25 protein-coding genes and 1 pseudogene are annotated in these 25,358 nt (G+C 68.1%); 18 read left to right on the top strand and 8 right to left on the bottom strand.

Features of this window, described 5'->3' with window-relative positions; genetic code table 11:
* The first annotated feature begins 16 nt into the window (after window positions 1–16).
* Window positions 17–652, top strand: coding sequence for a TetR/AcrR family transcriptional regulator (locus tag ABFX45_RS00270; RefSeq protein ID WP_109632935.1), 636 nt, complete (start codon window positions 17–19; stop codon window positions 650–652).
* Here the strand turns inward: ABFX45_RS00270 and ABFX45_RS00265 are convergent.
* Both ABFX45_RS00265 and ABFX45_RS00260 read right to left on the bottom strand, forming a co-directional pair.
* A complete protein-coding gene (locus ABFX45_RS00265; protein WP_109629719.1) occupies window positions 641–1,411 on the bottom strand; it encodes a MaoC family dehydratase in 771 nt (256 codons plus the stop codon). The two genes, ABFX45_RS00270 and ABFX45_RS00265, sit on opposite strands and share 12 nt — an antisense overlap.
* Window positions 1,411–2,646 carry a 3-oxoacyl-ACP reductase gene (locus ABFX45_RS00260; protein WP_346126747.1) on the bottom strand — a complete coding sequence of 412 codons (1,236 nt, stop codon included), beginning with the start codon at window positions 2,644–2,646 and terminating at the stop codon, window positions 1,411–1,413. Before ABFX45_RS00260 ends, ABFX45_RS00265 begins: the two co-directional genes overlap by 1 nt.
* A 53-nt stretch (window positions 2,647–2,699) precedes the next feature.
* Here ABFX45_RS00260 and ABFX45_RS00255 point away from each other — a divergent pair, with 53 nt between their 5' ends.
* The 3 genes from ABFX45_RS00255 to ABFX45_RS00245 are packed head-to-tail and all read left to right on the top strand — an operon-like array spanning window position 2,700 to window position 5,196.
* A complete protein-coding gene (locus ABFX45_RS00255; RefSeq protein WP_109629715.1) occupies window positions 2,700–3,905 on the top strand; it encodes an acetyl-CoA C-acetyltransferase in 1,206 nt (401 codons plus the stop codon).
* Window positions 3,906–3,935: 30 nt separating this feature from the next.
* The gene (locus ABFX45_RS00250) at window positions 3,936–4,904 is read left to right on the top strand and encodes a serine hydrolase domain-containing protein (RefSeq protein ID WP_109629714.1); all 969 of its coding nucleotides are present in this window, start codon (window positions 3,936–3,938) and stop codon (window positions 4,902–4,904) included.
* Between the two features lie 31 nt (window positions 4,905–4,935).
* Window positions 4,936–5,196 carry a hypothetical protein gene (locus tag ABFX45_RS00245; RefSeq protein ID WP_346126744.1) on the top strand — a complete coding sequence of 87 codons (261 nt, stop codon included), beginning with the start codon at window positions 4,936–4,938 and terminating at the stop codon, window positions 5,194–5,196.
* On the opposite strand, the gene ABFX45_RS00240 is transcribed toward ABFX45_RS00245, so the two are convergent.
* Entirely contained in the window at window positions 5,193–5,798 is a 606-nt protein-coding gene (locus ABFX45_RS00240) for an SIMPL domain-containing protein (RefSeq protein ID WP_346126742.1), read from the bottom strand. The two genes, ABFX45_RS00245 and ABFX45_RS00240, sit on opposite strands and share 4 nt — an antisense overlap.
* 143 nt (window positions 5,799–5,941) lie before the next feature.
* On the opposite strand from ABFX45_RS00240, the gene ABFX45_RS00235 reads away from it, so the two are divergent.
* From ABFX45_RS00235 to ABFX45_RS00215, 5 genes are all read left to right on the top strand, one after another.
* Complete coding sequence (locus tag ABFX45_RS00235; RefSeq protein ID WP_109629709.1) at window positions 5,942–7,135, top strand: ATP-binding protein; 1,194 nt, start codon at window positions 5,942–5,944, stop codon at window positions 7,133–7,135.
* Window positions 7,136–7,283: 148 nt separating this feature from the next.
* Window positions 7,284–7,430: a hypothetical protein gene (locus ABFX45_RS00230; protein ID WP_167969512.1), complete on the top strand. Its 147-nt coding sequence runs from the start codon at window positions 7,284–7,286 to the stop codon at window positions 7,428–7,430.
* Window positions 7,431–7,658: 228 nt separating this feature from the next.
* Window positions 7,659–8,510: an NAD(P)-dependent oxidoreductase gene (locus ABFX45_RS00225; RefSeq protein ID WP_346126739.1), complete on the top strand. Its 852-nt coding sequence runs from the start codon at window positions 7,659–7,661 to the stop codon at window positions 8,508–8,510.
* 50 nt (window positions 8,511–8,560) lie between these two features.
* A complete protein-coding gene (locus tag ABFX45_RS00220) occupies window positions 8,561–9,928 on the top strand; it encodes a S28 family serine protease (RefSeq protein WP_346126736.1) in 1,368 nt (455 codons plus the stop codon).
* 15 nt (window positions 9,929–9,943) lie between these two features.
* Window positions 9,944–10,288, top strand: coding sequence for a PIN domain-containing protein (locus ABFX45_RS00215; protein WP_211337113.1), 345 nt, complete (start codon window positions 9,944–9,946; stop codon window positions 10,286–10,288).
* Here ABFX45_RS00215 and ABFX45_RS00210 read toward each other — a convergent pair.
* Window positions 10,285–11,058: an HAD family hydrolase gene (locus tag ABFX45_RS00210; protein ID WP_346126733.1), complete on the bottom strand. Its 774-nt coding sequence runs from the start codon at window positions 11,056–11,058 to the stop codon at window positions 10,285–10,287. The genes ABFX45_RS00215 and ABFX45_RS00210 overlap by 4 nt on opposite strands.
* A gap of 397 nt (window positions 11,059–11,455) precedes the next feature.
* On the opposite strand from ABFX45_RS00210, the gene ABFX45_RS00205 reads away from it, so the two are divergent.
* Window positions 11,456–11,788 (top strand): hypothetical protein, encoded by a 333-nt coding sequence (locus tag ABFX45_RS00205; RefSeq protein ID WP_346126731.1) that lies wholly within the window; start codon window positions 11,456–11,458, stop codon window positions 11,786–11,788.
* A 473-nt stretch (window positions 11,789–12,261) separates the two neighbouring features.
* Window positions 12,262–12,930, top strand: coding sequence for a dienelactone hydrolase family protein (locus ABFX45_RS00200; protein WP_346126729.1), 669 nt, complete (start codon window positions 12,262–12,264; stop codon window positions 12,928–12,930).
* On the opposite strand, the gene ABFX45_RS00195 is transcribed toward ABFX45_RS00200, so the two are convergent.
* Window positions 12,927–13,946, bottom strand: coding sequence for an NAD(P)-binding domain-containing protein (locus ABFX45_RS00195; protein WP_346126727.1), 1,020 nt, complete (start codon window positions 13,944–13,946; stop codon window positions 12,927–12,929). The genes ABFX45_RS00200 and ABFX45_RS00195 overlap by 4 nt on opposite strands.
* A gap of 405 nt (window positions 13,947–14,351) precedes the next feature.
* On the opposite strand from ABFX45_RS00195, the gene ABFX45_RS00190 reads away from it, so the two are divergent.
* The 6 genes and pseudogenes from ABFX45_RS00190 to ABFX45_RS00165 form a co-directional block, all read left to right on the top strand.
* On the top strand, window positions 14,352–14,702 hold the full coding sequence (locus ABFX45_RS00190) for an SCO4402 family protein (RefSeq protein WP_146231359.1): 351 nt from the start codon (window positions 14,352–14,354) through the stop codon (window positions 14,700–14,702).
* Window positions 14,702–16,567, top strand: coding sequence for an NHL domain-containing thioredoxin family protein (locus ABFX45_RS00185; RefSeq protein WP_346127310.1), 1,866 nt, complete (start codon window positions 14,702–14,704; stop codon window positions 16,565–16,567). Before ABFX45_RS00190 ends, ABFX45_RS00185 begins: the two co-directional genes overlap by 1 nt.
* A gap of 36 nt (window positions 16,568–16,603) precedes the next feature.
* On the top strand, window positions 16,604–16,897 hold the full coding sequence (locus ABFX45_RS00180) for a GroES family chaperonin (RefSeq protein WP_109632928.1): 294 nt from the start codon (window positions 16,604–16,606) through the stop codon (window positions 16,895–16,897).
* A 287-nt stretch (window positions 16,898–17,184) separates the two neighbouring features.
* Window positions 17,185–18,960, top strand: a complete 1,776-nt coding sequence (locus ABFX45_RS00175; RefSeq protein WP_428834063.1) for a VanW family protein — start codon at window positions 17,185–17,187, stop codon at window positions 18,958–18,960.
* Entirely contained in the window at window positions 18,938–19,810 is an 873-nt protein-coding gene (locus ABFX45_RS00170; protein WP_346126725.1) for a DUF1206 domain-containing protein, read from the top strand. The genes ABFX45_RS00175 and ABFX45_RS00170 overlap by 23 nt, the downstream gene beginning before the upstream one ends.
* Window positions 19,811–19,935: 125 nt before the next feature.
* Window positions 19,936–20,970, top strand: a pseudogene (locus tag ABFX45_RS00165) (Cmx/CmrA family chloramphenicol efflux MFS transporter); the annotation flags it as partial.
* Window positions 20,971–21,047: 77 nt separating this feature from the next.
* Here ABFX45_RS00165 and ABFX45_RS00160 read toward each other — a convergent pair.
* Together ABFX45_RS00160 and ABFX45_RS00155 are read right to left on the bottom strand one after the other, a co-directional pair.
* Window positions 21,048–22,883 (bottom strand): acyl-CoA dehydrogenase, encoded by a 1,836-nt coding sequence (locus tag ABFX45_RS00160; protein WP_109629678.1) that lies wholly within the window; start codon window positions 22,881–22,883, stop codon window positions 21,048–21,050.
* Window positions 22,884–23,034: 151 nt separating this feature from the next.
* Window positions 23,035–24,069: an FAD-dependent oxidoreductase gene (locus ABFX45_RS00155; protein WP_346126722.1), complete on the bottom strand. Its 1,035-nt coding sequence runs from the start codon at window positions 24,067–24,069 to the stop codon at window positions 23,035–23,037.
* Between the two features lie 82 nt (window positions 24,070–24,151).
* Here ABFX45_RS00155 and ABFX45_RS00150 point away from each other — a divergent pair, with 82 nt between their 5' ends.
* Window positions 24,152–24,730 (top strand): TetR/AcrR family transcriptional regulator, encoded by a 579-nt coding sequence (locus ABFX45_RS00150; RefSeq protein ID WP_346126720.1) that lies wholly within the window; start codon window positions 24,152–24,154, stop codon window positions 24,728–24,730.
* On the opposite strand, the gene ABFX45_RS00145 is transcribed toward ABFX45_RS00150, so the two are convergent.
* Complete coding sequence (locus ABFX45_RS00145; RefSeq protein ID WP_109632924.1) at window positions 24,692–25,330, bottom strand: LuxR C-terminal-related transcriptional regulator; 639 nt, start codon at window positions 25,328–25,330, stop codon at window positions 24,692–24,694. The two genes, ABFX45_RS00150 and ABFX45_RS00145, sit on opposite strands and share 39 nt — an antisense overlap.
* Window positions 25,331–25,358: the final 28 nt, after the last annotated feature.

Below are 25,358 nucleotides of genomic sequence, written 5' to 3'. Positions count from 1 at the left end.
GAACTGAGGGGTAGTGATGCGCACAGAAGGTCGAGCCAAGCGCTTGCCACGCGCGGTGCGTGAGCGGCAGATCATGGATGCTGCCGTCGACGTGTTCTCGCGGCTCGGCTTCCACGCGGCTTCGATGGACGAGATCTCCGAGGTCGCGGGCATCTCCAAGCCGATGCTCTACGCCTATCTCGGTTCGAAGGAGGAGCTCTTCGCGACCTGCATCCGGCGCGAGGCCACCCGGATGATGGAGGCCATCGCGACCGGCGTCGAGCCCGAACAGGAACCCGACGTGCAGCTGTGGAGCGGCCTCAGAGCCTTCTTCGGCTTCGTCGGTGAGAACCGGGCGAGCTGGCAGGTGCTGCACCGGCAGGCGTCGACCCAGGGCGGACCGTTCGCCGCCGAGCTCGCGGACATGCGCGGCAGGGCGGTGTCGCTGGTCGCGGCGCTGCTCACCCAGTCGACGAAGGCTCCTGCGACCAAGCTCGAGGCGGAGTCGCTGGCGGCCGCGCTGGTCGGAGCCGGCGAGTCACTGGCGGAGTGGTGGCTCGACCACCCCGAGGAACCCGCCGGTGTCGTCGCCGCGCGCCTCATGAACCTCGTCTGGATGGGCTTCGGCGACCTCGTCGAGGGCAACGTCTGGCACCCGCCGTCACGGCGTTAGGTCGTGGGCGGAACCCAGCAGGTGGGGTCCTTTGCCCCACACCGCGAACTCCCAGCCGTCCTTCTCCGCCGCCGAGAACTCGACGCGACCGGGGATCAGCAGCGGCTTCTTGAAGCGGACGTCCACGGTCACCGCCTCTGGCAGCCGGCCTTCGAGCGCGGCCAGGCAGCGCGCCTTCGTCCACATCCCGTGCGCGATCGTCCGCTTGAACCCGAACAGCTTGGCGCTCAACGGGTACAGGTGAATCGGGTTCCGGTCACCTGACACGGCCGCGTACCGCCGCCCGACGTCCGCGGGCACCCGCCACACCGCCGACCCGATCGGCCGTTGCAGCTCCTCACCGGACGACGACCCGGAGCCGGTTCGCCGCAGGTAGGTCGAAACCCCTTCCCAGACACCGGAAACCGACGTCACGACGTCGACCTGCGTCCCCTGCGGATGGGGACGGAGATCGCGTGCGGACACCGTGATCTCCAGCGGTTCGCACAGCGCCAGCGGCCGCGACTGCGCGATCCGGTTCGCGACGTGCACCAGGCCCGGCAACGGGAACGGGAACCCCGAGCCGGTCATCAGCTTCATCTGCAACGGAAAGCCCAGCACGTGCGGATAGGTCAGCGGCAACGCGTCCCGCAGCCCGAACCCGCACACCGCGTTGTAGGCCGTCAGGTGCTTCAGCGAGACGTCGAACGTGGCCGAGACCGGCTCGGCGGCCAGGGTTTCCCCACGCCGGAACGACGTCAGGGCGGCACGCAGCAACATCACGCCCCCAGCAGCATCTGGCCGCACACGCGCACGACGTTGCCGTTCACGCCGCCAGAACCCGGTGAGGCGAACCAGGCCACCGTCTCCGCCACGTCGACCGGCAGCCCGCCCTGCGAAAGGCTGTTCATCCGCCGCCCGACCTCACGTGTCATCAACGGCACGGCCGCGGTCATCTTCGTCTCGATGAAACCGGGCGCGACGGCGTTGATCGTGGCCCCGCGAGCAGCCAGGACCGGCGCCAGCGAGTTGACCATCCCGATCACGCCCGCCTTCGAGGTGGCGTAGTTGGTCTGGCCGACGTTGCCCGCGATGCCCGCGATCGACGACACCCCGACGATCCGCCCGCCCGCGCGCAGCACGTCGCCTTCGAGCAGCGCGGCGTTGATCCGCTCCTGACAGGCGAGGTTGACCTCCAGCACCGCGTCCCACAGTGAGGAGTCCATGCGTGCCAACGTCTTGTCGCGCGTGATGCCCGCGTTGTGCACGACGATGTCCACACCGCCGTGCCGTTCGAGCAGGTACGAGGTCAGCCGGGCGGGGTCTCCTGTGATGTCGAGCTGCAACGCCGACCCGCCGACGGCGTTCGCGACCTTCGACAGCTCGTCGCCGGCAGCGGGAACGTCCAGGCAGATCACGTGCGCGCCGTCGCGTCCCAGCGTCGTGGCGATCGCTTCACCGATGCCCCGCGAAGCACCCGTGACCAGCGCGACCTTGCCCTCGAGCGACCCGGGAGAAGCATTCCCGGAAACGTGGATGACCTGTCCGGACACGTACGCCGACCGCCCGGACAACAGGAATCGCAGCGTGGACTCGACACCGTCCTCGGCGCCGTCCGCCACGTGGACCAGGTTTGCCGTGCCACCCCGCCGCAGCTCCTTGCCGACCGAGCGGACGAAGCCTTCGAGAGCCCGCTGCGCCACGGAGTCCGGCGACCGTCCGATGACGATCACCCGCCCGCACGGCCCGAGCTGTGTGATCACCGGGTGGAAGAAGTCGTGCAGCTGCCGCAGATCAGCGACAGAAGCGATGTCGGACGCGTCGAACACCAACGCGCCATAAGGAGCGGAACCTGTTTCGAGCTGCTTCAGGAAGGGCAGCCGACCGGCGCCACCGACCAGCACCGGCGTGGCCACGGCGGCGTCGCGGCGCAGTGGATACGGGTTCGGCAGGCCGAGCCTGCGCACGAGCTGGCGACCGAGTCCCGACGATGCGAACTTCTGGTACCTGTCCACGGCACACAACCTACCCGCTAGTAAGTCTACTCGCTAGTAGGTAGTATGCCGGTATGCGAGTAGCGATCATCGGCGGCAACCGCATCCCGTTCGCCCGCTCGAACGGTCCGTACGCGACCGCGTCGAACCAGGACATGTTCACCGCGGTCCTCGACGGGCTGGTCAGCCGCTTCAACCTGCAGGGAGAACGCCTCGGCGAGGTGGTCGCGGGCGCCGTGCTCAAGCACTCGCGCGACTTCAACCTCGTCCGCGAGTCGGTGCTGGGCAGCAAGCTCAGTCCCGCAACGCCCGCGTACGACCTGCAGCAGGCGTGCGGCACCGGCCTCCAGGCGATCATCGCGGTGGCCAACAAGATCGCGCTCGGCCAGATCGAGGCGGGCATCGCGGGCGGCGTCGACACCACCAGCGACGCCCCGATCGGCGTGAACGAGAACTTCCGCAAGCTCCTGCTGGAGTTCAACCGCACCCGCAAGGTCAGCCTGCTGACCAAGCTGCGCCCCAGCCACGTCGTGCCGCACCTGCCCCGCAACGGCGAGCCGCGCACCGGCATGTCGATGGGCGAGCACGCGGCCGTCACCGCCGCCAAGTACGGCATCACGCGTGAGGACCAGGACGAGCTCACCGCGCGCAGCCACCACAACCTCGCCCGCGCCTACGACGAGGGCTTCTTCGACGACCTCGTCACGCCGTACCTCGGCCTGACCCGCGACCAGAACCTCCGCCCGGACAGCAGCGTCGAGAAGCTCGCCAAGCTCAAGCCGGTCTTCGGCGACACGATGACCGCCGGCAACTCGACCCCGCTCTCCGACGGCGCCTCCGCGGTCCTGCTGGCCACCGAGGAGTGGGCGAAACAACGCAACCTGCCCGTGCTCGCCTACCTGACCTTCGCCGAGACCGCCGCCGTCGACTACGTGCACGGCGACGAGGGCCTGCTCATGGCCCCGGTGCACGCCGCGCCGCGCATGCTCGACAAGGCGGGCCTGAAGCTGCAGGAGTTCGACTTCTACGAGGTGCACGAGGCGTTCGCATCGCAGGTGCTGGCGACGCTGAAGGCCTGGGAGACCGACCTCGGCGAGATCGACCGCGCGAAGCTCAACGTCAACGGATCCTCGCTGGCCGCGGGGCACCCGTTCGCCGCCACCGGCGCCCGGATCGTCGCGACGCTGGCCAAGCTGCTGCACCAGAAGGGCAGCGGGCGCGGGTTCGTGTCGATCTGCGCCGCCGGCGGTCAGGGCATCACCGCGATCCTGGAGCGATGAGTTTCGCAGACTCCTGAAGTCGAACCATTCATGACGCTGCAGGAAGTTCTGGAGGCGCACCAGGAGTCCACGCCGTCCGCGGTCGCGCTGGTCGCCAGAGGTGACGACGTCGAGTACGCGGCGATCGCCGAGGACACCCGCGAGTCGGTCTTCCCGATCGCCTCGGTCACCAAGCCGATCGTGGCCACCGCCGCGATGCTCCTGGTGCGGGACGGCCGGATCGGGCTCGACGACCCGATCGCGACCTGGCTGCCGGAGCTTGCGAAACCGGTGGTGGTGCGCACGCCGGGCAGCCCGGTCGACGACGTCGTCCCCGTGACGAACGCGATCACCGTCCGACATCTGCTGACGTCCCGCTGCGGCTGGGGCTTCACGGCGGACTTCTCGTTGCCCGTCACGCAGAAGCTCCTCGAAGACGTGCCCCCGCACGACCCGCCGCCGCCGGACGAGTGGCTGAAACAGCTCGCCGGGGTGCCGCTGCTGCACCAGCCGGGCGACGGCTGGCTCTACAACACGTCCTACGACGTGCTCGGACTGCTGGTCCACCGCGTCACGGGCTCACTCCCGGACTTCCTGGCCGAACGCTTCTACGTGCCTCTGGGCATGACGAACACGGGCTTCACCAGCGAGACCTTCCCGTCCGGCGCCGGTGGCCTGCGGTCCACCGCGGACGACCTGCTGGCGTTCAACAGGTTCTTGCTGGAGGGTGACCTGCTCGCGGAGCTGGCGGTCGACACGATGACGGCAGCGGAGCGCGAAGCCGCGCGGATCTTCCTGGAGGGTCAGGGCTGGGGCATCGGCGGCAGCGTCGACGTCGCGGAGATCGACCCGTGGAACGTCGCGGGCCGCTACGGCTGGGTCGGTGGTTCCGGCACAGCGGCCCACGTGATCCCGTCGCAGGGCCTGATCACGATCCTGCTCACCCGAACCGCGATGACGAGCCCCACCTCGCCGCCCGTCATGCGTGATTTCTGGCTGAGCGCCATGCAGACTCTCTGAACCGCGATGATGCGGACCTGGGGGTAGGCGCATGCTGGAGTCGTACGTTGATCCCGCGCAGGATCCGGTGCTGGCCCGCGCGCTCAGCGGCACCCTCCGCGACGAGTGGAGACCGGCCGCCGACGCGATGGCGTCGGCACGCAGCTGGGACCGCCGCGCCTACGTCGTGCTGACACTGGCCGCCGCGGCCGCACGCCGTGACGTGTGGCTGACGAACTGGCGCGAGGCCAAGCCGGGCGACCGCGACGCGGCGGCCGTTCACGCCGCGATGGTGGCTCTGCAGGCCAGTTAGTCGAGCAGCGACCAAGCTGCTGTGCACGTGGCGGTCACGGTGATCTGCTGCGCCTTGAGGTTCAGCTGGTCCACCATCCCCGCGGCCCCGGCCATCTCGAAGCTCGCCGAACGGGCCATCGGCGAGTAGTGCCCGCCTTCGGTGTCGCCGATGCGCAACAACGGCCCGAGCCGCCGCCCCAGCGCCGTCGCATAGCCCTCGGCCCGGCGGAGCGCGTCCGCGACGGCTTCCCTCTGCGCCTCCCGGATGGCCTCGGTGTCGTCGACGAGCGTCCACGACGGTCCGTTGATCCACGACGGTTCGGCCTGCACGAGCTCGGCCAGCAGCCCGTCGAGCCGGTCCAGGTCGCTCACCCAGATCACGTACTGCTGCGACGCGCGGCTGCCGACGCGCTGGTTGTTGTCCCAGTTGTCGTGCACGGACAGCTGCCGCGACCGCACCTCGAAGTTCTCGAGCAGCGGTTCGACGGTGGAAATGCGCTGGTTGAGCGTGCTCACCGCCTCGGAGCGTTCGGCACCGACAGCCTCGAACGTCACGTCCACCTGGGCGCGGTCAGCGGTTCGCTCGACCTCACCGGTCCCCTTCGTCACGACTTCAGCCACGTCGCCCAGCCAACCCGTGCCCAGGTCCATCCGCAACTATTCAGCAGTATTGCTCAATCACTATAAAGCCGAATACAGATCCAGTCGTGGTTCGTCTGCGCGTCTCTACTTCGGGCGCTAGAAACGCCGATACGGTGCGAGGCATGGACCCGGTGCGCAATCCGTTCGCTCCCGGTGCAGGCCAGCGGCCTCCTGAGCTCGCCGGCCGGGACAAGGAGGTCTCCGCCTTCGAGGTGGTGCTCGAACGCGTGGCCCGCGGCCGTCCCGAACGCAGCCTCGTGCTGACGGGCCTGCGAGGTGTCGGCAAGACGGTGCTGCTCGGCGAGCTGCGGTCCATGGCCGTCAAACGCGGGTGGGGTGCCGGCAAGGTCGAGGCACGGCCGGACGCCGACCTCCGCCGGCCGCTCTCCGCCGCGCTGCACCGGGCGATCCGCGACCTCGCGGTCCGGCACCGCGCGCCGGACCGGGTCGAGGCGATCCTCGGCATCCTCAAGGCGTTCGCGCTGAGAGCGGCACCCGACGGCGCCAAGCTGCGCGATCGCTGGCAGCCGGGAATCGACGTGCCGGCCGCGCAGGGGCGTGCGGACTCCGGTGACATCGAGATCGACCTGGTCGAGCTGTTCACCGACGTCGCCGAGCTCGCCCAGGACGTGGGCACGGGCGTCGCGCTGCTCATCGACGAGATGCAGGACCTCAAGCCGGACGACATCAGCGCGTTGTGCGCGGCGTGCCACGAGTTGTCGCAGCTCGGCGCGCCTCTTGTGGTCGTCGGAGCGGGTCTGCCGCACCTTCCCGCGGTGCTGTCGGCCAGCAAGTCGTACTCGGAACGGCTCTTCCGCTACGTCCGCATCGACCGGCTCAGCCGGGAGGACGCCGACCGCGCGGTGCTCGCGCCGGTCGAGCGGGAGGACGCGGGCATCACGGACGAGGCGTTGGACGCGTTGTTCGACGCGTCGGGTGGTTATCCGTACTTCATCCAGGCCTACGGCAAGGCCGCCTGGGACGCCGCGCCGGCCGATCCGATCTCCGCGCTGGACGTCTCCGTGGCCGCTCCCGAGGCCGACGCGGAGCTGGCCGTGGGCTTCTTCGGCTCCCGATACGAGCGTGCGACGCCCGCTGAACGCGAGTATCTCCGGGCGATGGCCGAGTTGACCGACGGAAAGGATGCGGGAGTCAACACGGCCCAGGTGGCCGACCACCTGGGCCGCAAGCCCTCGTCGCTGTCGCCCGCGCGGGACTCGCTCATCAAGAAAGGCCTGGTCTACAGCGCCGAACGTGGACAGATCGCCTTCACCGTGCCGCACTTCGGGAGGTTCCTGCTGGGCCGAGAGGACTAGTGATGTTGTCCGGCCGTTCACGTTGTCAGCCGATGATTCATCGGCGTGTGCCCCAACTCACCGGACAATCGCGTGCGTTCACAGGTCTGAGGGTGCATACTTAAGTCACCAACCGAACAGACCTCCGAGTAGGGAAGTGCAGACCCCGATGAACTTCGCAGCGAAGCTCCGCGCCCGTCGTGCCGAGGCGCGCAACCGGAAGGCCGTGGCTCGCGCGATCGACATGGCCACCACCCCGGCCATGCGTCACGAGCTGATGGCCATCGCCCAGGCTCAGGTCACCACCCTGCGCTGACTCGACCCGGCACTCGCTCGACGGCGCCCCGTCGCGAGTGCCTCCCCAAACGGAAGCCCCTGGAGCACCTCCCGCGCTCCAGGGGCTTCAATCTGTTAAACGTGATCCGTGCCACAGTATGATGGCTCTGTAACAGTGCACGTCGGTCCGCCGATGTCACGGTTGACCTCGCGGTGCTGTCGGACCCCCGACCTGGCAGCACCGCGAGGTTTCTTGTTTGCTGGGAACATGAAGATCGCCGTGCTCGGCACCGGCCTCATGGGTGCCCCCATCGCAGCCAACCTCGCCGCTGCCGGACACGACGTCCGGGTCTGGAACCGCACGCGCGCCAAAGCCGAACCGCTCGCCGAGAAGGGCGCCACGGTCGCCGACACGCCTGCTCAGGCCGTCGAGGGCGTGGAGATCGTGCTGACGATGCTCAACGACGGCACCACGGTCACCGCGGCCATGCAGGACGCCGCTCCTTCGCTGCCGCACGACGCGGTGTGGATCCAGGCGTCCACTGTCGGAATCTCGGCCACCGAGGACCACATCGCGCTCGCCCGCTCCCTCGGGCTGGAGTTCGTCGACGCACCGGTGCTGGGCAGCGTGAAACCGGCGGCCGAAGGCAATCTCGTCGTGCTCGCCTCCGGTGCTCCCGAACTGCGCGAGCGCGTCCAGCCGATCTTCGACGTCATCGGTGCTCGCACGATGTGGGTCGGTGAGGCCGGTGCGTCGTCCCGGTTGAAGCTCGTCGCGAACAGCTGGGTGCTCGCGCTGACCGCCGCGGTGGGTGAGGCCGTGTCGCTGGCCGAGGCATCCGGGCTGGACCCGAAGCTGTTCCTGGAAGCCGTTTCCGGCGGTGCGACGGACTGCGCGTACCTGCAGATGAAGGGCAACGCGATCATCGAGCGGTCCTTCCCGCCGTCGTTCACCGTGCAGAACGCGTTGAAGGACGCCTTGCTGGTGAACGAGGCCGCGGTGCGCGCCAACGTTCACCTCGACGTGGCGCAGGCGTCGAGTGCGCGGCTCAACCGCGCTGTCACGAAGGGCCACGGCGACGAGGACATGGCCGCGTCGTACTACGCCAGCTTCGAATAGGCGACGATCGGCCGGTCCTTCTGGGCGTGCGGGCTCAATAGCTTGGCCTGGTGAACAGACTCGTACGCTCCCTGCTGGCGTTCGGCCTGGCATCTACACAGGTCATGGGCGTCGCCTCGGTCGCATCCGCCGCTCCCGACATCAAGGACCGCATCGCCGCCATCCCCGGTGTGCGGATCATCAGCGAGGGGACGTCCGGCACCGCGCGGACGTTCGTCCTCGGCATGCAGCAGCCCGCGGACCACCGCAAGCCGCGCGGCGTCCGGTTCGAGCAGCGGTTCTCGTTGCTGCACAAGGCGGAGACCAAGCCGATGGTGCTGCACACCTCCGGCTACCACCTGTCCGGCACGATCAGCGCGTCCGAGCCGGCCCGGCTCGTCGACGGCAACCAGATCAGCGTGGAGCAGCGGTTCTTCACGCCGTCCCGCCCGTCGCCGGCGGACTGGGACGACCTGAACATCTGGCAGGCGGCAAGCGACCACCACCGGATCGTCGCCGCGTTCAAGAAGATCTACGGCGCCCGCTGGCTCTCGACGGGTGCCAGCAAGGGTGGCATGACGTCGGTCTACCACCGCCGGTTCTTCCCGCGCGACGTCGACGCGACCATCGCGTACGTGGCGCCGAACGACGTGGTGAACGACCGCGACGTCTACGGCGAGTTCATCCGCAACGTCGGCAACGACCCGACGTGCAACCGGCGGCTGGAAGGTGTGCAGAGGCAGATCCTGCAGCACCGCGACGCGATCGTTTCTCGCCTCGAGGCCAAGGGCTACACCTACAAGCAGTTCGGCGGCGCGCACCGGGCGCTGGAGGTCCTCGTCCTGGACACACCGTTCACGTTCTGGCAATACGGACCCCAGGACCAGTGCGTTCTGGTTCCCGGTTCGGGTGCTTCGGTCGACGACCTCTGGACGTTCGTCGACAAGACCGTTGGCTGGGACTTCTACACCGATGCCGGCGTCGCGCCTTACGAGACCTACTACTACCAGGCGGGCACGCAGCTCGGCTGGCCGGAAGCCGACGAGTCTGCGGTGCGCGACCTGTTGCGCCACCCCGGCGTCAGCGTGCCGCGCACGATGGTGCCCGCCTCGATCGAGTTCCCCCGCTTCGACCGCCACGCGATGAAGGACATCGACCGCTGGGTGCGCCACCAGGGCTCGCGGCTGCTGTTCGTGAACGGCCAGAACGACCCGTGGAGCGCGGAACCGTTCCGCCTCGGTCCGGGTACGCGCGACTCGTTGTCGTTGGTGGTGCCAGGAGGCAACCACGGCGCAAACATCGCGAAGCTGCCGGAGAGGGAACGTGCTGCTGCGACAGCGGCCGTGCTGCGTTGGGCCGGAGTCTCCGCGTCCGTCGCGCTGTCCGACGCTGACGAAGGCCCGGACTCGCTCGACGCGCTGCGGGCGCGCCGGGGCTGAGGCAGTCTGAGAGGCGTGAAGCCGTTGCTCGTGGTCGACGCAGCCAACGTCGTGGGTTCGGTGCCCGACGGGTGGTGGCGCGACAGAGCGGGCGCGGCCGAACGCCTCCGCGACGCCCTGCAGGGTCGCGACGAGGAGGTGGTCCTCGTCGTGGAAGGCAAGGCGCGCAACATCTCCAGCGTCGACGGCGTCCGGGTGGTCGCCGCTGACGGCTCCGGCGACGACAAGATCGTCGAGGTCGTGCGGTCGGAAGGCACCGACCGGCCGGTGACCGTGGTGACCGCGGATCGCGAGCTGCGGCGGCGCGTGACAGCTCTGGGTGCCGAGGTGGCCGGACCCACCTCGGTGCCGCGCCGTTAGAGCCGGAAGAGCTGCTCGATGATCTGGGCGACGCCGTCCTCGGTGTTCGGCGGCGCGTGGTTGCTGCAGGCCTGCTTGACGCGCGGATGCGCGTTGCCCATCGCGTACGCCGTGCCGGCCCATCCGAGCACCGACAGGTCGTTCGGCATGTCACCGAACGCGATGACTTCCTCTTTGCTGATTCCCCTTGCTCTGCACAGGGATTCGAGCGCCGACGCCTTCGAGACGCCGGGCGGGCTGATGTCCAGGAGGCCGATACCGCCGGAGTGCGTGACCGTCACGTGCTGCCCGACCGCCTCCGCGGCGATCTCCATCAGATGATCGGCCTCGGCATCCGGCGCCCACGCGAGCATCTGCACGACCTGGTGCGCTTCGTCGAAGACGTGGTCGAGCAGCTCCAGTGTCCTGTGTGGATTGTTCGGTCCGAAGCCCTGGAAGCGCGGCTCTCCCAGCACTTCCAGGCCGGTCTCGACCGCGATGCCGACGTCGGGGATCACCTCGGCCAGCGCCTCGGCCACCTTCCGCACGATGTCGAGCGGCACCGTCTGCGCCTCCAGGACCTGCCGGTTCGCCAGGTCGTAGATCATCGCCCCGTTGGCGCAGATCGCCGTGCCGGTGAGCGCCAGGTCCTCCACGTATCGCGGCGGCCGGGCGGTGACGACCACGACATCGGCGTCGACGGCCTCGAGCGTGGCGCGGGTGCGGTCGCTCAGCACCCCGCCGGGATGGAGCAGCGTGCCGTCGAGGTCGGTCGCGATCAGCCTGATCATCGCCCGATTATCGGGCAGCATCGTCTTGCACACGAACGTGTTTCGCCACGTCGAGCCGGTCGAAGGCTCCTGCCGGTGGCGCCGCCTGTTGCGACGTTACGACTGTCCTGACGTGCCGCCGTGGGAGACCCTGCGGTTTCGAATATCGGGTTGGTGGCTTACCAATGGGATCGTGTGATTTTTTCGGGGAACCTCGGGGCGTGTCCATTCAGGGTGTGTCCAACTGTGGAACCAGAACACTTTGGGTGAAGTAGGAGCACGAAGTGCGTGTGTCCACTGCGACGGCCGGAGTCGGAACTGATGTGACGGCACTCGATTCACCGCGTGCATTCCTGCCCGGTCCTGGGCAGGACGCAATCTGAGCGGTCCCCATCTTGCAGGGAACGGAGAAGCATCCATGTTCAATTTGGACGCCCTGCGTCGGACGGTCCTCGGGACTGTGGCGGCCACCCTCGCGGTCGGTTCCGTTCTGGCATCGTCGGCTGTCGCCTCGGCAGGCGAGGACGACGTGAAGGCGTCTGACTTCAGCCAGGTCGCCGCTGCCCCGGTGTACGCCAACGCGCCGATCAACCAGCTTGTCGGCACCGTCGGTGCGCCGCTGGTCAACGTGAACATCCCGTGCCCCGCTCCGTGGCAGCAGGGTGGTCTGCTGGGTTCGGACTACAACGCCTGCAGCACCGCTCCGGTCTTCCAGCAGGACGCGGGTGTCAAGGGCAGCCTGATCGGCTGATGAGGCCCGGTCTGGTCAAGACCGAAGCCACACTCCGAAAGTGACGGGGTGGATGTCGCCACCGAGGGTTCGGGCGACATCCACCCCGTCCAGGCCGGACATTCTTGCTTGCGCTTGCAAGAAACGTCGGGAAGGTTTCTCCTTCTTTGTTGACCGCTGAGTTGGCCGGATCTTCGGGGCCGGCTGCCTGAGCCTTGTTCTGTCCTGGCCGGACAGACGCATGGTGTCGACGAGCGGAATGTCGAAGCCCTGTTCGCCGCCACGGCGAACAGGGCTTCTTTTCGGCCGGAGAAGGAATCCGGGCCTGCCGGAATGAACTGAACGAACAGACATGGTCCTCTGGAGGGGCAGATCCCGTACGCATCGTCTCCGTGCGCGGCGCACTTGGCATCCCAACGCCTCGACGGTGTCGACCGGCTCACAGGCCTGCCCACGGCGAAGGTGCTGCCACGATCCTCGGGCAGGATCGTCTTATGACCCATCGAGTTGACGACATGCCGTTGCCCGTCTGGCTCCCCGAGTCCGGGTCCGGCCCCGGCATCGTCCTGATCCAGGAGATCTTCGGCCTGGACGGTTACCTGCGCGGCGTCGCCGAGAAGCTGGCCGCGCTCGGTTACGTCGTGGCCGTGCCCGAGCTGTTCCACCGCTTCCAGCCGGGCTGGGTGGGTGAGCACGACGAGGCCGGCATCCAGAAGTCGATGGAGGTCGTCGGCAATCTCGACTTCCTGCTGGCCGTCCAGGACGTCGTCGCGTCGGTCAAGTACCTGCGCGACCTGCCGGAGGTCACCGGCGGCGTCGGCGTGCTCGGCTTCTGCCTCGGCGGCACCCTGGCGTACGCGGCGGCCGTCGCCTCCGACCCGGACACCGCCGTGTCGTTCTACGGCTCCGGCGTACCCGACCAGATCAGCACGCTGGACCAGGTGTCCTGTCCCATCCTGTTCCACTTCGGCACCGAGGACGCGTTCATCACCGAGTACCAGAAGGTCGTGGACGCGGTGGCCGCGCACGACGGCGCCGAGATCCACCTCGAGGCCGCGGGCCACGCGTACCTCAACCACCTCGGCCCCTGGTACGACAAGGACGCCGCCGACCGCGCCTGGGACCTGACCGCTGCATTCCTCGCGCGCACGTTGCCGGCCTAGGAGATGCAGGGCACCGCGAGCTGCTGCGAGAAGAACCTCTCCAGCGGCTTGCGGTGCAACCGGCACTCGACCGCGATCAGCTCGTTGCGCCGGTAGTGCCGGACCTGAGTGCGCGTGACCACGAACCCGTTGCGTTCGGTCGTGGGCATCTCGTCGTAGATCAGCGCGTGCCCGCCTTGGGGCACAACGACATCCGCCAGTCCCTCGGGAATCTGCCTCGCCCGGACGGCGACGGTGGCAGCCAGCGAGTCGGGCCGGTTGCGCATCTTCCGGTGCGGCCAGGGCACCCCGTGGTGCTCGGCCTCCAACGTCCGGTGCAACGCCCGTGCGGCATGCCGGATCGCCTTGATCGAGTCGCCCGTGACGACGTGCGCGTGCGGCACGTCGAGACTGGTGTCCCTGCGGAAGCCCGTGCACACGACGACCTTGTCGTACCGCAGCTCCCCGCTGCCGTCGATCGTTGCGACGAACCCGTTGCCGTCCTTGACGATCCGCTGCACCGTCCGCCCGACGGTGTGCGTGAGCCGAGCCGTGGCCGCGATGTGGTCGGCCGTCTCGAACGCGCTGTGCCCGCGCCCGACGATCAGCACCCGCTTCCCCGCGTACTCGGTCGGATCGGTGCTGGCGCTGGCATACGTCTCGGCGTGCTCGATCCCCGGAATGCCCGGCACGTGAGGCTTCTGGCCGGTGGCGAGGATGACGTGCCGCGCCTCGTACTGGTCCGCGTGCGTGAGCCGCGTGTTGTACCGGATGTTCAACGGCCGCGCGAAGTCCTCCAGATACCGCACCAGATCGTCCGCGCCGGGAAACGCCCGCTTGCTGTACCGCGCGAACGGCACCCCCTCGAACAGCGAGTTGTCGTCCGTCGCCAGCACCCGGTGCCGGGGAAACCTGCGGAAGAAACTCGCCGGCCCCGGCTCGGCCTCCAGAATCACGTAGTCGCGGCCCGCCTGGTGCAGGAAACGCCCCATCTGCAGCCCCGCAGGACCCGCACCGACCACCAGGTACTCCACCATCGCGCACCTCCCGGGATCCTCTACGCCAAACACGGCGCAAAGGTTCAGGTGGGCGGTTACCTCCCATCATCGTGGAATCCGGGCTTCTCTGGTCAATCAGAAAGCACATCAGCCTGGTTGTGCTGATCGGTCCAACCGTCTTTGCGGCGGCCGCCGTGCTTCTGTGGGCAGCGCTCGGCTTTCCGACGGCACCGACGGCCCGGCTCGACCTCGCTGGAATCGGAGTGGTACCACGACACCGAGTCCGAAATCCGGCTGTCGATCACCAACGTGATCGCCCGGCATCTCCGCGACGGCGCACCGGTGAGCTGGCAGGGGCACGACTTCGACCTCGTGCGCGCGGTCCTGAGTTCGCGGACTTCTCCGGCATCCACCTCCCGAAGCGCAGGCTTGAGAGCGGTGACCATGACAGAGCTCAGATCGCCCGGAATGCGTGCCGACGTCATCGCCGCCCTCGAAGTGCTCGCGACTCTCGTTCCGGAAGCGGTCGAGCGGTGGCCAGGCCTCACCGAGGCCGTTCACCGGCTGGTCGACGACACCGTCCGGGGCCGGCGGGACGTGGCCGAGTCGGTCGGTTGGACGCTGAGGGACGAGCACGAGGTCGCGGCGATCAGAGCGGTGCCGGTTCCGCTGCTGGGCGTTCTGGACCAGCTCGACCCCGTCGCGCCCGACCCCGCTCACCTGCGTCACCCGCGCTGGCCGCACGTGCGCACCGCCGCGGAAAACGCTCGCGAGGTGTTGACCCCGTCCACATGATGGACGCCGGAACAGCCCGACCGTCCACAGTGTTGGATACGGCCGTGACGACTGCGAAGCGCCGCGCCCGTGTCCGCGCCCCCGAACTGGTCGGACGCGGCTGGCTCAACACGGGTGACACCACGGTCAGCCTCAAGGACCTGCGCGGCAAGATCGTGCTGCTCGACTTCTGGACGTTCTGCTGCATCAACTGCCTGCACGTCCTCGACGAGCTGCGCCCCCTCGAGAAGGAGCACGAGGACGTCCTGGTCACCATCGGCGTCCACTCGCCGAAGTTCGTCCACGAGGCCGACGCCGACGCGCTGAAGGCCGCCGTCGAGCGCTACGAGGTGCACCACCCCGTCCTCGACGACCCGGAGCTGACCACCTGGCAGAACTACGCCGTCAAGGCGTGGCCCACCCTCGTCCTGATCGACCCCGAGGGCTACATCGTCCACGTCGCCGCTGGTGAAGGCCACGTCGAAGCCCTCAAAACGATCATCAGGGAACTCAAGGAAGAGCATCAGCAGAAGGGCACGCTGCACCGCGGCAACGGCCCGTACGTCGCACCGGAGCCCCAGGACACCACGCTGCGGTTCCCCGCCAAGGCGATCGTCACCCCGAGCAACACGATCCTGGTCAGCGACTCCGCGCACCACAGCATCGTCGAGCTCGAGGCCGACGGCGAGACCGTCATCCGCCGCATCGGCACCGGCGAGCGGGGCAGGCGGGACGGCACGAGCCCCACCTTCTCCGAGCCCGCGGGCCTCACCCTCGTCCCCAACACCCACGGCTACGACGTCGTCATCGCGGACACCGTCAACCACCTGCTGCGCGGCCTCAACCTCGAAACCGGCGAGGTCACGACCCTCGCCGGCACCGGAGAGCAGTGGCGTGACGGCGAGACCGACGGACCCGCCGACAAGATCGACCTGACCAGTCCGTGGGACGTCGCGTGGTGGAACGGCGGCGTGGCCATCGCCATGGCCGGCAACCACACGCTGGGCTTCTTCGACCCCGAGACCAACACCACGAGCCGGCTCGCGGGCACCACGGTCGAAGGCATCAACGACGGTCCCAAAGAAGAAGCTTTCTTTGCCCAAACCTCCGGTCTGGCCGCGGACGGCGACCGGCTGTGGATGGTCGACTCCGAGACCAGCGCACTGCGCTACCTCGAGAACGGCGAGGTCCGCACCGTCGTCGGCAAGGGCCTGTTCGCGTTCGGCCACAAGGACGGCGACGCTGAAGAAGCTCTCCTTCAGCACCCGCTCGGCGTCACCGTCCTCAAAGACCACTCGATCGCCATTTCGGACACCTACAACAACGCGATCAGGCGCTACGACCCCGAGACCAACGCGCTCACCACCATCGCGACGGACATCGCCGAGCCGTCCGACGCTCTCCTGGTCGACGACGAGCTCGTGGTGGTGGCCAGCGCCGCCCACCGGCTCGAGCGGTTCACCAAGGAAGCCACGAAGATCGACGGTGAAGCCCACGAGGTGAAGCGTCCGAGCACCGACATCGCGGCCGGGGAGATCGAACTGGCTGTCATCTTCACCCCGCCGACGGGCACCAAGCTCGACGACAGGTACGGCCCCTCGACGCGGCTGGAGATCACCAGCTCGCCGCCGGAGCTGATCTTGGAGGGTGCCGGCGTCGGCACCGAACTGGTACGGGCGTTGCGGATCAACGATCAGGTCACGAACGGCGTGTTGCACGTGGTGGCGCAGGCGGCCAGTTGCAGCAACGATCCTGCCGACGAACACCCGGTCTGCCGTCTGACCAGGCAGGATTGGGGGGTGCCGGTTCAAGTGGTTGCCGATGCACCTACCCGGCTGCCGCTGCTCATGGGCGGCATGGACGAGGCACCTCAGCAGGCCACGTAGACTCTGCTGGTGCCTGATGTCAAGCTCGAGATCCAGATGCTGTACGACCGTGTCATGGTGCGAATCTCGCCGGAGGACGGCGAGCGGCGTTCCAGCGGAGGCATCGTGATCCCCGCTACCGCCCAGATGGCGAAGCGGTTGGCGTGGGGTGATGTGTTCGGGGTCGGTACCAGCGTGCGTCACGTGAAGGTGGGCGACCGGGTTCTGTTCAACCCGGAAGATCAGCTTGAGGTCGAGGTGCAGGGCACCACGTATCTCGTGATGAGGGAACGTGATCTGCACGCTGTGGCCAGCGAACTCACCGAGCACGGTACTGGTTTGTACCTATGAGCCGCCGGTTAGTGATCTGCGCCTGATAGCTACACACATTTGCCGCCTCAGGAGACAGGGCAACGGGGAGAGCTGTGCCGTACGACGCTGACAAGACGAGAGCGATGCCGCCGGTCAACCCTGGAGGCACGGCCTCCGAGCAGACGACGAAGATTTCGCCCGTGAACGCGAACGCGTCCACGGATGCGTGGCCGTCCGAGGAACCGGACAACGAGCCGACCGTCACCGCGGCCGTGCCAGGCGTCGGCTTTCCCGCCGGTGAGGACGCCACGGAGTTCATGCAGCCGGTGCCGCCGCCGCCGCAGCAGCCAGAGGACTCCGGCGTCTACGGGCCGGTGATGATCGAGCCGGGCGAGGACGAGGAACAGCCGCGCAACGGCAAGAAGAAGGCCCTGATCGTGGCCGCGGCCGTCGTCGGCGCGTTCGGCCTGCTCTACGGCCTCGACATCCTCGTCTCCAGCGGCAACGTGCCGCGCGGAGTCACGGTGGCCGGCGTCGACGTCGGCGGCATGGGTCACGGCGAGGCCGAGAAGAAGCTGCGCGACGAGATCGGCCCGCGCCTGAGCAAGCCGGTCGCGCTGAAGGCGGGCGACGTCACCGCGGAGCTCGACCCCAAGACGGCGGGTCTGGAGCTCGACTGGAACGCGACGGTCGATCGTGCCGGCAGCCAGCCGCTCAGCCCGATCACGCGCGTCACCTCGTTCTTCACCAGCCGCGAGGTCGGTGTCGCGACGAAGGCGGACGACGCGAAGGTCGGCAGCGCGCTGGAGGCCATGCGGCCGAAGCTCGACCACGAGCCGACCGAGGGCACCATCAAGTTCGAGGGCGGCAACGCTGTCGCCGTCGAGCCGCACAACGGTCAGAAGCTGAAGGCCGAGGAGGCCGTCAACGTCATCGTCTCGAACTGGGCCTCCGGCAACCCCGTCGAGGTCCCGATGGACTTCACCCCGGTCAAGACGACCAAGGAGGGCGTCGAGCAGGCGCTCAACGACATCGTCAAGACCGCGGTGTCCGGGCCGGTCAAGATCAAGGGTGAGGGCAAGGACGCGAACCTCACGCCGGAGCAGATCTTCAACACGCTGGTGTTCGAGCCCGGCGACGGCGGCGCTCTCAACGTCAAGCCGAACAAGGACAAGCTGGTCGAGGCGGCCCTCCCGCAGCTCAAGGACACGGTCCGAGAGGGCAAGGACGCCCAGATCGTCTTCGAGGGCGGCAAGCCGACCGTCAAGGAGTCGGTGGACGGCCTCGACCTCGACTGGGACAAGAACCTCCAGCCGTACTTCGACACGCTGAAGAAGACCGACGCGCGCGAGATCAAGTTCGAGTACAAGCACACGCCCGCGAAGGTCACCACCGAGCAGGCGAACAAGATGGGCATCAAGGAGGTCATCGGCGAGTTCCAGACCGGTGGCTTCGCTCCCGCCTCGGGTGTCAACATCCGGGTCGTGGCCGAAAAGGTCAACGGCGCGATCGTGAAGCCCAAGGAGACGTTCAGCCTCAACAAGTACACGGGCCCCCGCGGCACCGCGCAGGGCTACGTCGAGGCGGGCATCATCGAGAACGGCATCCCCGGCAAAGCGGTCGGTGGCGGCATCTCGCAGTTCGCGACCACGCTCTACAACGCGTACTACTACGCGGGCATGAAGGACGCGGGCCACAAGGAGCACAGCTACTGGATCACGCGGTACCCGAAGGGCCGTGAGGCCACCGTGTTCATGGACGGCGCGGGCAACAGCCTGATCGACATCGCGTTCACGAACCCGGACGACACGGGCGTCGCCATCCAGACGATCTGGACCCCGTCCTCGATCACCATCAGGCTGTGGGGCACGAAGAACTACGACGTCACCGGTTCCACCAGCGGTGAGTTCAACCCCACCCAGCCGCAGGAGAAGAAGATCAACAAGGAGGGGTGCACGCCGAGCAACGGCGCCCCCGGCTTCTCCGTGACGGACACCCGCACGATAAAGGACCGCCGCACCGGCCAGTCTCGCACCGAGTCGCGCACCGTCCGCTACGACCCGCAGTTCAAGATCATCTGTGAGCCGCCACCCGGCGGCTGAGCCCTCTTCCGGCTCCCGGAGAGATTTGCAGTGGCCACGCGCGGGTATTCACCCGTTCGTGGCCACTGTTGCGCATGAGGCGCGAAGACATCCCATCGTCCAGACGCTGGGGCGGGTGGGGATGGTTGTGTACGGAGCGGTCCACGTGCTGATTGCGTGGCTGGCGCTCCAGGTCGCGTTCGGCGGAGGCGCCGAGCGGACGGATTCGAAGGGCGCGCTGAGCGAGCTCGCCGAGAACGGTGCCTGGCTGCTGTGGACAGTGGGCATCGGTTTGGTCTTCTTCGCCATCTGGCAGCTGATTCTGGCCTTCGTCGGCTACTCCTACGTCGCCAAGAAGCGCAAGCGGATCTCCAAGCGCATCGGCTCCGCCGCCCGTGCCATCACCGCGAGCGCGATCGCGTTGGGCGCCTTCAAGTACGCGACGAGCGGCGCCGCCGAGGACACCACGCAGCAGCAACAGGAACTGACCGCGCAGGTGCTCGCGTGGCCGGGCGGTCAGTGGCTCGTCGGCGCGGTCGCGATCGGCGTGCTGATCACTGCGGGTGTGATCGCCTACAAGGGATTCAAGAAGTCCTTCGAGAAGGATCTGGACATGAGCCGGGCGCCGTCGTGGATCGAACCGGTCGGCCGGATCGGCTGGATCGGCAAGGGTTTCGCGTACGGCGTGATCGGTGTCCTCATCGGCCTGGCGGCGATCACTGCGGACCCGCAGCAGTCAGGCGGCATGGACAAGGCGCTGAAAACCGTCGCCGCACAACCGTTCGGTCCGTATCTCCTCGCTGCCGTCGCGATCGGCATCGCCGCGTTCGGCGTCTATTGCTTCGTCGCTGCGCGCGCTTTCAAGGGCTGAAAACCGGATGCGTGCCGCGGTGCGGGCGCGCTAGCGTGCCGGTCATGTCGACTCCGGAGGCATCCAGGGCCGGGGCTGCGGTCTAACCGTCAGCCCCGACAACCCTTTGCCTCCGGAGTACTTCTGTGCCTCTTTCGCTGTACCTGCTCGCCCTGGCCGTGTTCGCCATGGGCACCTCCGAGTTCATGCTCGCCGGTCTGCTGCCCGCCATCGCGGGCGACGTCGGCGTGCCGGTCGGCACCGCCGGCCTGCTCACCTCCGCCTTCGCCGCCGGCATGGTCGTCGGCGCCCCGTTGATGGCGGTGATCGCCCGCAACTGGTCGCCACGCTCAAGCTTGTTCGCGTTCGTCGTCGTCTTCCTGATCGCACATCTGGTCGGCGCCGCCACCGCGGACTTCGCTGTGCTGCTGATGTCGAGGTTGGTCGCAGCACTGGCGAACGCCGGGTTTCTCGCCGTGGCACTCACAACGGCGGCCGCGCTGGTCTCACCGCAACGGCGTGGACAGGCGCTTGCCGTGCTGCTGTCGGGCACGACGGTGGCGACGATCGCCGGTGTGCCAGGAGGCTCGCTCCTCGGCACAGCACTGGGCTGGCGCGCCACGTTCGTCGCGGTCGCCGTCCTCTGCGTGCCCGCGGCGATCGGCGTTCTGGCCGGGACTCCGGTGCGCCGGGTTCGCACCGCACCGCCGGCGCTGCGACCTGAGCTGGCCGAGCTCGGCAAACCGCGGCTGGTGCTGGTGATCCTGCTCGCGGTGCTGGTGAACGCCGTGACGTTCGGCCACTTCACGTTCCTCGCTCCGGTCGTGACGGATGTCGCCGGGTTGAGCGAGTGGTGGGTACCGGTCGTGCTGGTGCTTTTCGGCGTGGGCGCGTTCCTCGGCGTCACCCTCGGCGGCAGACTGGCCGACTCGTCACCGCGGCCGGTCGTGGTGCTCGGCGGACCTCTGCTGCTCGCCGGCTGGTCGAGTCTCGACGTCCTCGGCAGGGAGCCGATCGCGTTGCTGGTACTGGTCTTTTTGCTGGGTGTCCTGTCGTTCGCGGTGGGCAGCACCCTGATCGCGCGCGTCCTGCACCACGCGGCAGGCGCACCCACCATGGCCGGCTCCTACGCGACCGCCGCCCTCAACATCGGCGCCGTCATCGGCCCGCTGGCGATGGCGCTCTCCTTCTGACGCAATGAAAACGGGTCCTCGCACCTCGGGCAGGAGGTGGGAGGACCCGTTGTCCGCGGAGTGTCTTAGAAGACGCTCTCGTCGATGTCCATCAGCGCGTTGTCGGTCGACTCGGCGATCTTGCGGCGGGCGGTGAGCTCCGGCAGCACGCTCTTCGCGAAGAACGACGCCACGGCGACCTTGCCCTCGTAGAACGCCTTGTCCTTGGCCGACGGCGTGCCGCCCAGCTTCTCCAGCGCGACCTCGGCCTGACGCAGCAGCAGCCAGCCGACGAGCACGTCACCCGCGGTCATCAGCAGGCGGACCGAGTTCTGTCCGACCTTGTAGAGGTTGCGGACGTCCTCCTGCGACGAGGTCAGGAAGCCGACCAGCGCGCCGAGCATGCCCTGCAGGTCCTCGAGACCCTGCTTCAGGAGCGCGCGCTCCTCCTTCAGGCGGCCGTTGCCACCCTCGTTGTCGAGGAACTTCTGGATCTCGCCGTTGATGAACGCGAGCGCCTGGCCCTTGTCGCGGATGATCTTCCGGAAGAAGAAGTCCAGCGACTGGATGGCCGTGGTGCCCTCGTACAGGGAGTCGATCTTCGAGTCCCGGATGTACTGCTCGATCGGGTACTCCTGCAGGAAGCCCGAGCCGCCCAGCGTCTGCAGCGACTGTGCCAGCTGCTCGTACGCACGCTCCGAGCCGACGCCCTTGACGATCGGCAGCAGCAGGTCGTTGACCTTCGTCGCGAGCTCCGCGTCCTCGCCGCCGAGCATCACCTTGTCCTGGAACGTCGCGGTGTACAGGTACACGGCGCGCAGGCCCTCGGCGTACGCCTTCTGCAGCATCAGGCTGCGGCGGACGTCCGGGTGGTTGGTGATGGTGACGCGCGGGGCGGTCTTGTCCGTCATGCGGGTCAGGTCGGCGGACTGGACGCGCTCCTTGGCGTAGGACAGCGCGTTCAGGTAGCCGGTCGACAGCGTCGCGATGGCCTTGGTGCCGACCATCATGCGGGCGTACTCGATGACGTCGAACATCTGCGCGATACCGTCGTGCACCTCGCCCAGCAGCCAGCCCTTGGCCGGGACGCCGTGCTGGCCGAACGTCAGCTCGCACGTGGTGGACGCCTTGATGCCCATCTTGTGCTCGACGTTGGTCACGAAGGCGCCGTTGCGCTCGCCCAGGTCACCGGTCTGCGGGTCGAAGTGGAACTTCGGCACGAGGAACAGCGACAGGCCCTTGGTGCCCGGCTTGGCCTCGATGCCTTCACCCTCGGGGCGCGCCAGCACCAGGTGCATGATGTTCTCGGTCAGGTCCTGGTCCGCGGACGTGATGAAGCGCTTCACGCCCTCGATGTGCCAAGAACCATCGTCCTGCTTGATCGCCTTGGTGCGGCCGGCACCGACGTCGGAACCGGCGTCCGGCTCGGTCAGCACCATCGTGGCGCCCCAGCCGCGGTCGATCATGATCTGCGCCCAGTGCTTGTCGCGCTCGGTGCCGTTGTTGTAGACGACCGTCGCGAAGCTCGGGCCCGCCAGGTACATGTAGATCGGCGGGTTGGCACCGAGGATCAGCTCGGACGCGGCCCAGGCGACCGACGGAGGGGTGCCGAAGCCGCCCAGCTCCTCCGGCAGGAACATGCGGTACCACTCGCCGTCCCACACGGCCTGGTACGACTTCTTCAGCGACTCCGGCAGGGTGGCCGAGTGCGTCGCCGGGTCGAACACCGGCGGGTTGCGGTCGGCGTCGGCGAACGAGTCCGCGAGCGGACCCTCCGCCAGGGTCTTCATCTCGGCCAGAACGCCGCGCGCGGTGTCCTCGTCGGACTGCTCGAACGGCCCCTTGCCGAGGTGGTCCTGCACGTTGAAGACCTCGAACAGGTTGAATTCGAGATCCCGGACGTTGCTCTTGTAGTGGCCCATCTCGTCAGCTCACTCCTCAGGGTCGCGGCGGGGTCGCCTACTGACCGGTAACAACAGAGTATTACCCGACAGTAACCCCGGCAAGAGCGACCACCCACTGGTGGCGAAGTAGACAGTCCCGCAACCCGCCTGAATCGGGCATGAGAGCCGGTCAGACGCGTATGGGGCGCTCGGGGACCATGTCGTGCAGTCCCGCGTTCGTGAGCTTCTGGGCCTCGATCGCGCGCGGCAACATGACAGATTCGTAGGTCTGGGCACCTTGACGGACACCGTGCGCGGCGATCGCGAGCGCCAGATCGGCCGCGTCCTGCATGGCGAGGTTCGCGCCGACGCCCAGCGGGGGCATCAGGTGGGCCGCGTCGCCGAGCAGCGTCACACCGGGCGTGTGCTCCCACGTGTGGGGCACGGGCAGCGCGTACAGCGGCCGGTGGATCAGCTCGCCGGCGAGGAACGCCTGCAGCGACGGGTGCCAGCCGGTGTACAACTCCAACAGGTCGGCGTTGGAGGGCTTCCAATCTTCACGCGCGCGCATGCACGCGTACGCGCGGATGTGATCGCCGCTGTTGCGCTGAGCCCACAGCATCAGCCCTTCGTGGTGGGCGACCATCGTGCCCTGGCCGGTGAGGTCGAGGAGCAGCTCGTCGTTGTCGTGCCTGGTCTCGACGAACATCACGCCGGTGTACTCGGGCTGGGCGGGCGAGACGGCCCGGCGCACCCGTGACCAGGCGCCGTCCGCGCCGATGACCAGGTCGAACGGCCCGGTGGAGCCGTCCAGGAAGGTGACTTCACCTGGTGTTGCGGAGCCGATGCCGAGCCCCCACGTGACGGTTCCCGGTGTGAGTGAGTCGAGCAGCAGCTTCCTGAGCTGGCCGCGGTCGATCTCCGGGCGGAAGTCGCCTTCTGGTGGCTCGTGTTCGACCAACGCGGCCGTGGCGTGGTCGACCTTGCGCTGCTCCTGACCCTCGAAGCGGGCGAGAGCGCGCCACTCGTCGAACAGGCCGGCGGCGCGGATGGCCTCCTGGCCGCTGTCGGCGTGCAGGTCGATGGTGCCGCCCTGCTGGCGGGCCTCCGGCGAGCTCTCGCGCTCGAAGACCGTGACGTTCTCGAAGCCGTGCAGCTGGAGAACACGGGCACAGGTCAGGCCGCCGAGTCCGGCCCCTGCGATGGCGATGCGTGGTGTGGTCATGCCGTCGATGAAAGTCTATCGAGTACAAAAGTGCAACCACTACACTTTTGAAGTGGCTCAACTCGCACGGTACGATCGAGTGGTGACCGAACTCGGCCGCCGTGAGCGCAAGAAACGGCAGACCCGCCAGTCGATCGCCGACGCGGCGCTGGACCTGTTCCTGGCGCGCGGGTTCGACGCCGTGGGCGTGAAGGAGATCGCCGACCGGGCGGACGTGTCGGTGACGACGCTGTTCAAGCACTTCCCGAGCAAGGAGGCGCTGCTCTTCGACGAGGACGCGGAGATGGAGTCCGCGCTGGTCGCGGCCGTGCGCGACCGGCCGGCCGGGCAGTCGATCCCGCAGGCGCTGAAGAACCACTTCGTGGGTGCCGCGGCGGGTCACGCCGACCATCCGCTGTTCGGGCCGTTCCTCCGGCTGGTCGAGAGCACACCGTCGTTGCGCGCGTATCAGCGCACCATGTGGATCCGGCACGAGACCGCGCTGGCGCACGCCATTGCCGAGGACATCGGCGCGCCGCTGGACGACGTGAGGTGCGCGGGACTGGCCCGGTTCGCGCTGGAGGCACGTGACGTGATCTTCGGGCGCCAGGACCGGGAGAAGGCGGCGGAGGAGTTGTTCGGGCTACTCGAGCACGGCTGGGCGGCCGATCAGCAGCCCTGACCGGTAGGCGAGCGAGACCGCGTGCGTCCGGTCGCGCGCGCTCAGCTTGCGCAGGATGCCCTTCACGTGGGTCCGCACGGTCTCCACGGACACGATGAGTTCGTTCGCGACCTGCTGGTTCTCCAGGCCGTCCGCGATGAGCGTGAGCACCTCGTACTCGCGCCGCGTCAGCGTCGGCCGTTCGTTGGGGCGCAGGTCGGGATGTATGTAACCGCGTGAACGGAACGTCTCCGCGATGACCCGCACGATCTGCTCGGGCTGTGCCGAGCGCGGCACGACGCCACGCACCCCTGCTTCCAGCGCGCTCGTCACGTAGTTCGCGTGCGAGTGCGCGTCGCGGACCAGACCGATGACCAGCAGCGTGGGATCACGTTCGACCAGCAGCCTGGCCAGGTGGCCGACGGGGTCGAGCACGGAGTCGACGAGCAGCACGTCGGGCCGCAGTCGTTCGTGCAGCCGAACGGCGGCGTGCAGATCGCCCGTCGAGCCGAGCCAGCGCAGGCCGGGCGTCCGCCTGATCAGGCCGGACAGGCCCTCGCGGTAGAGCGGTACGGGGTCGATCAGCGCGACGCCGGGAGCAGGCCGGCCTGGCGGGAGCATCAGCACCTCCGTTCGTACGTCCGGAGGT

Origin of the sequence: Lentzea roselyniae (genome assembly GCF_039537795.1) — a bacterium.
GTDB classification, from domain to species: domain Bacteria; phylum Actinomycetota; class Actinomycetes; order Mycobacteriales; family Pseudonocardiaceae; genus Lentzea; species Lentzea atacamensis.
Note: the sequence above shows the minus strand (reverse complement) of the source record. Positions and strands in the feature narration are given on the sequence as shown.

What these genes read in the sequence shown, in the direction of transcription:
- ABFX45_RS00270 (WP_109632935.1), top strand. Translation starts at nt 17, where the DNA reads ATGCGCACAGAAGGTCGAGCCAAGCGCTTGCCACGCGCGGTGCGTGAG.
- ABFX45_RS00265 (WP_109629719.1), bottom strand. Translation starts at nt 1,411, where the DNA reads ATGTTGCTGCGTGCCGCCCTGACGTCGTTCCGGCGTGGGGAAACCCTG.
- ABFX45_RS00255 (WP_109629715.1), top strand. Translation starts at nt 2,700, where the DNA reads ATGCGAGTAGCGATCATCGGCGGCAACCGCATCCCGTTCGCCCGCTCG.
- ABFX45_RS00250 (WP_109629714.1), top strand. Translation starts at nt 3,936, where the DNA reads ATGACGCTGCAGGAAGTTCTGGAGGCGCACCAGGAGTCCACGCCGTCC.
- ABFX45_RS00245 (WP_346126744.1), top strand. Translation starts at nt 4,936, where the DNA reads ATGCTGGAGTCGTACGTTGATCCCGCGCAGGATCCGGTGCTGGCCCGC.
- ABFX45_RS00235 (WP_109629709.1), top strand. Translation starts at nt 5,942, where the DNA reads ATGGACCCGGTGCGCAATCCGTTCGCTCCCGGTGCAGGCCAGCGGCCT.
- ABFX45_RS00230 (WP_167969512.1), top strand. Translation starts at nt 7,284, where the DNA reads ATGAACTTCGCAGCGAAGCTCCGCGCCCGTCGTGCCGAGGCGCGCAAC.
- ABFX45_RS00225 (WP_346126739.1), top strand. Translation starts at nt 7,659, where the DNA reads ATGAAGATCGCCGTGCTCGGCACCGGCCTCATGGGTGCCCCCATCGCA.
- ABFX45_RS00210 (WP_346126733.1), bottom strand. Translation starts at nt 11,058, where the DNA reads ATGATCAGGCTGATCGCGACCGACCTCGACGGCACGCTGCTCCATCCC.
- ABFX45_RS00205 (WP_346126731.1), top strand. Translation starts at nt 11,456, where the DNA reads ATGTTCAATTTGGACGCCCTGCGTCGGACGGTCCTCGGGACTGTGGCG.
- ABFX45_RS00200 (WP_346126729.1), top strand. Translation starts at nt 12,262, where the DNA reads ATGACCCATCGAGTTGACGACATGCCGTTGCCCGTCTGGCTCCCCGAG.
- ABFX45_RS00195 (WP_346126727.1), bottom strand. Translation starts at nt 13,946, where the DNA reads ATGGTGGAGTACCTGGTGGTCGGTGCGGGTCCTGCGGGGCTGCAGATG.
- ABFX45_RS00190 (WP_146231359.1), top strand. Translation starts at nt 14,352, where the DNA reads ATGACAGAGCTCAGATCGCCCGGAATGCGTGCCGACGTCATCGCCGCC.
- ABFX45_RS00185 (WP_346127310.1), top strand. Translation starts at nt 14,702, where the DNA reads ATGGACGCCGGAACAGCCCGACCGTCCACAGTGTTGGATACGGCCGTG.
- ABFX45_RS00180 (WP_109632928.1), top strand. Translation starts at nt 16,604, where the DNA reads ATGCTGTACGACCGTGTCATGGTGCGAATCTCGCCGGAGGACGGCGAG.
- ABFX45_RS00160 (WP_109629678.1), bottom strand. Translation starts at nt 22,883, where the DNA reads ATGGGCCACTACAAGAGCAACGTCCGGGATCTCGAATTCAACCTGTTC.
- ABFX45_RS00155 (WP_346126722.1), bottom strand. Translation starts at nt 24,069, where the DNA reads ATGACCACACCACGCATCGCCATCGCAGGGGCCGGACTCGGCGGCCTG.
- ABFX45_RS00145 (WP_109632924.1), bottom strand. Translation starts at nt 25,330, where the DNA reads ATGCTCCCGCCAGGCCGGCCTGCTCCCGGCGTCGCGCTGATCGACCCC.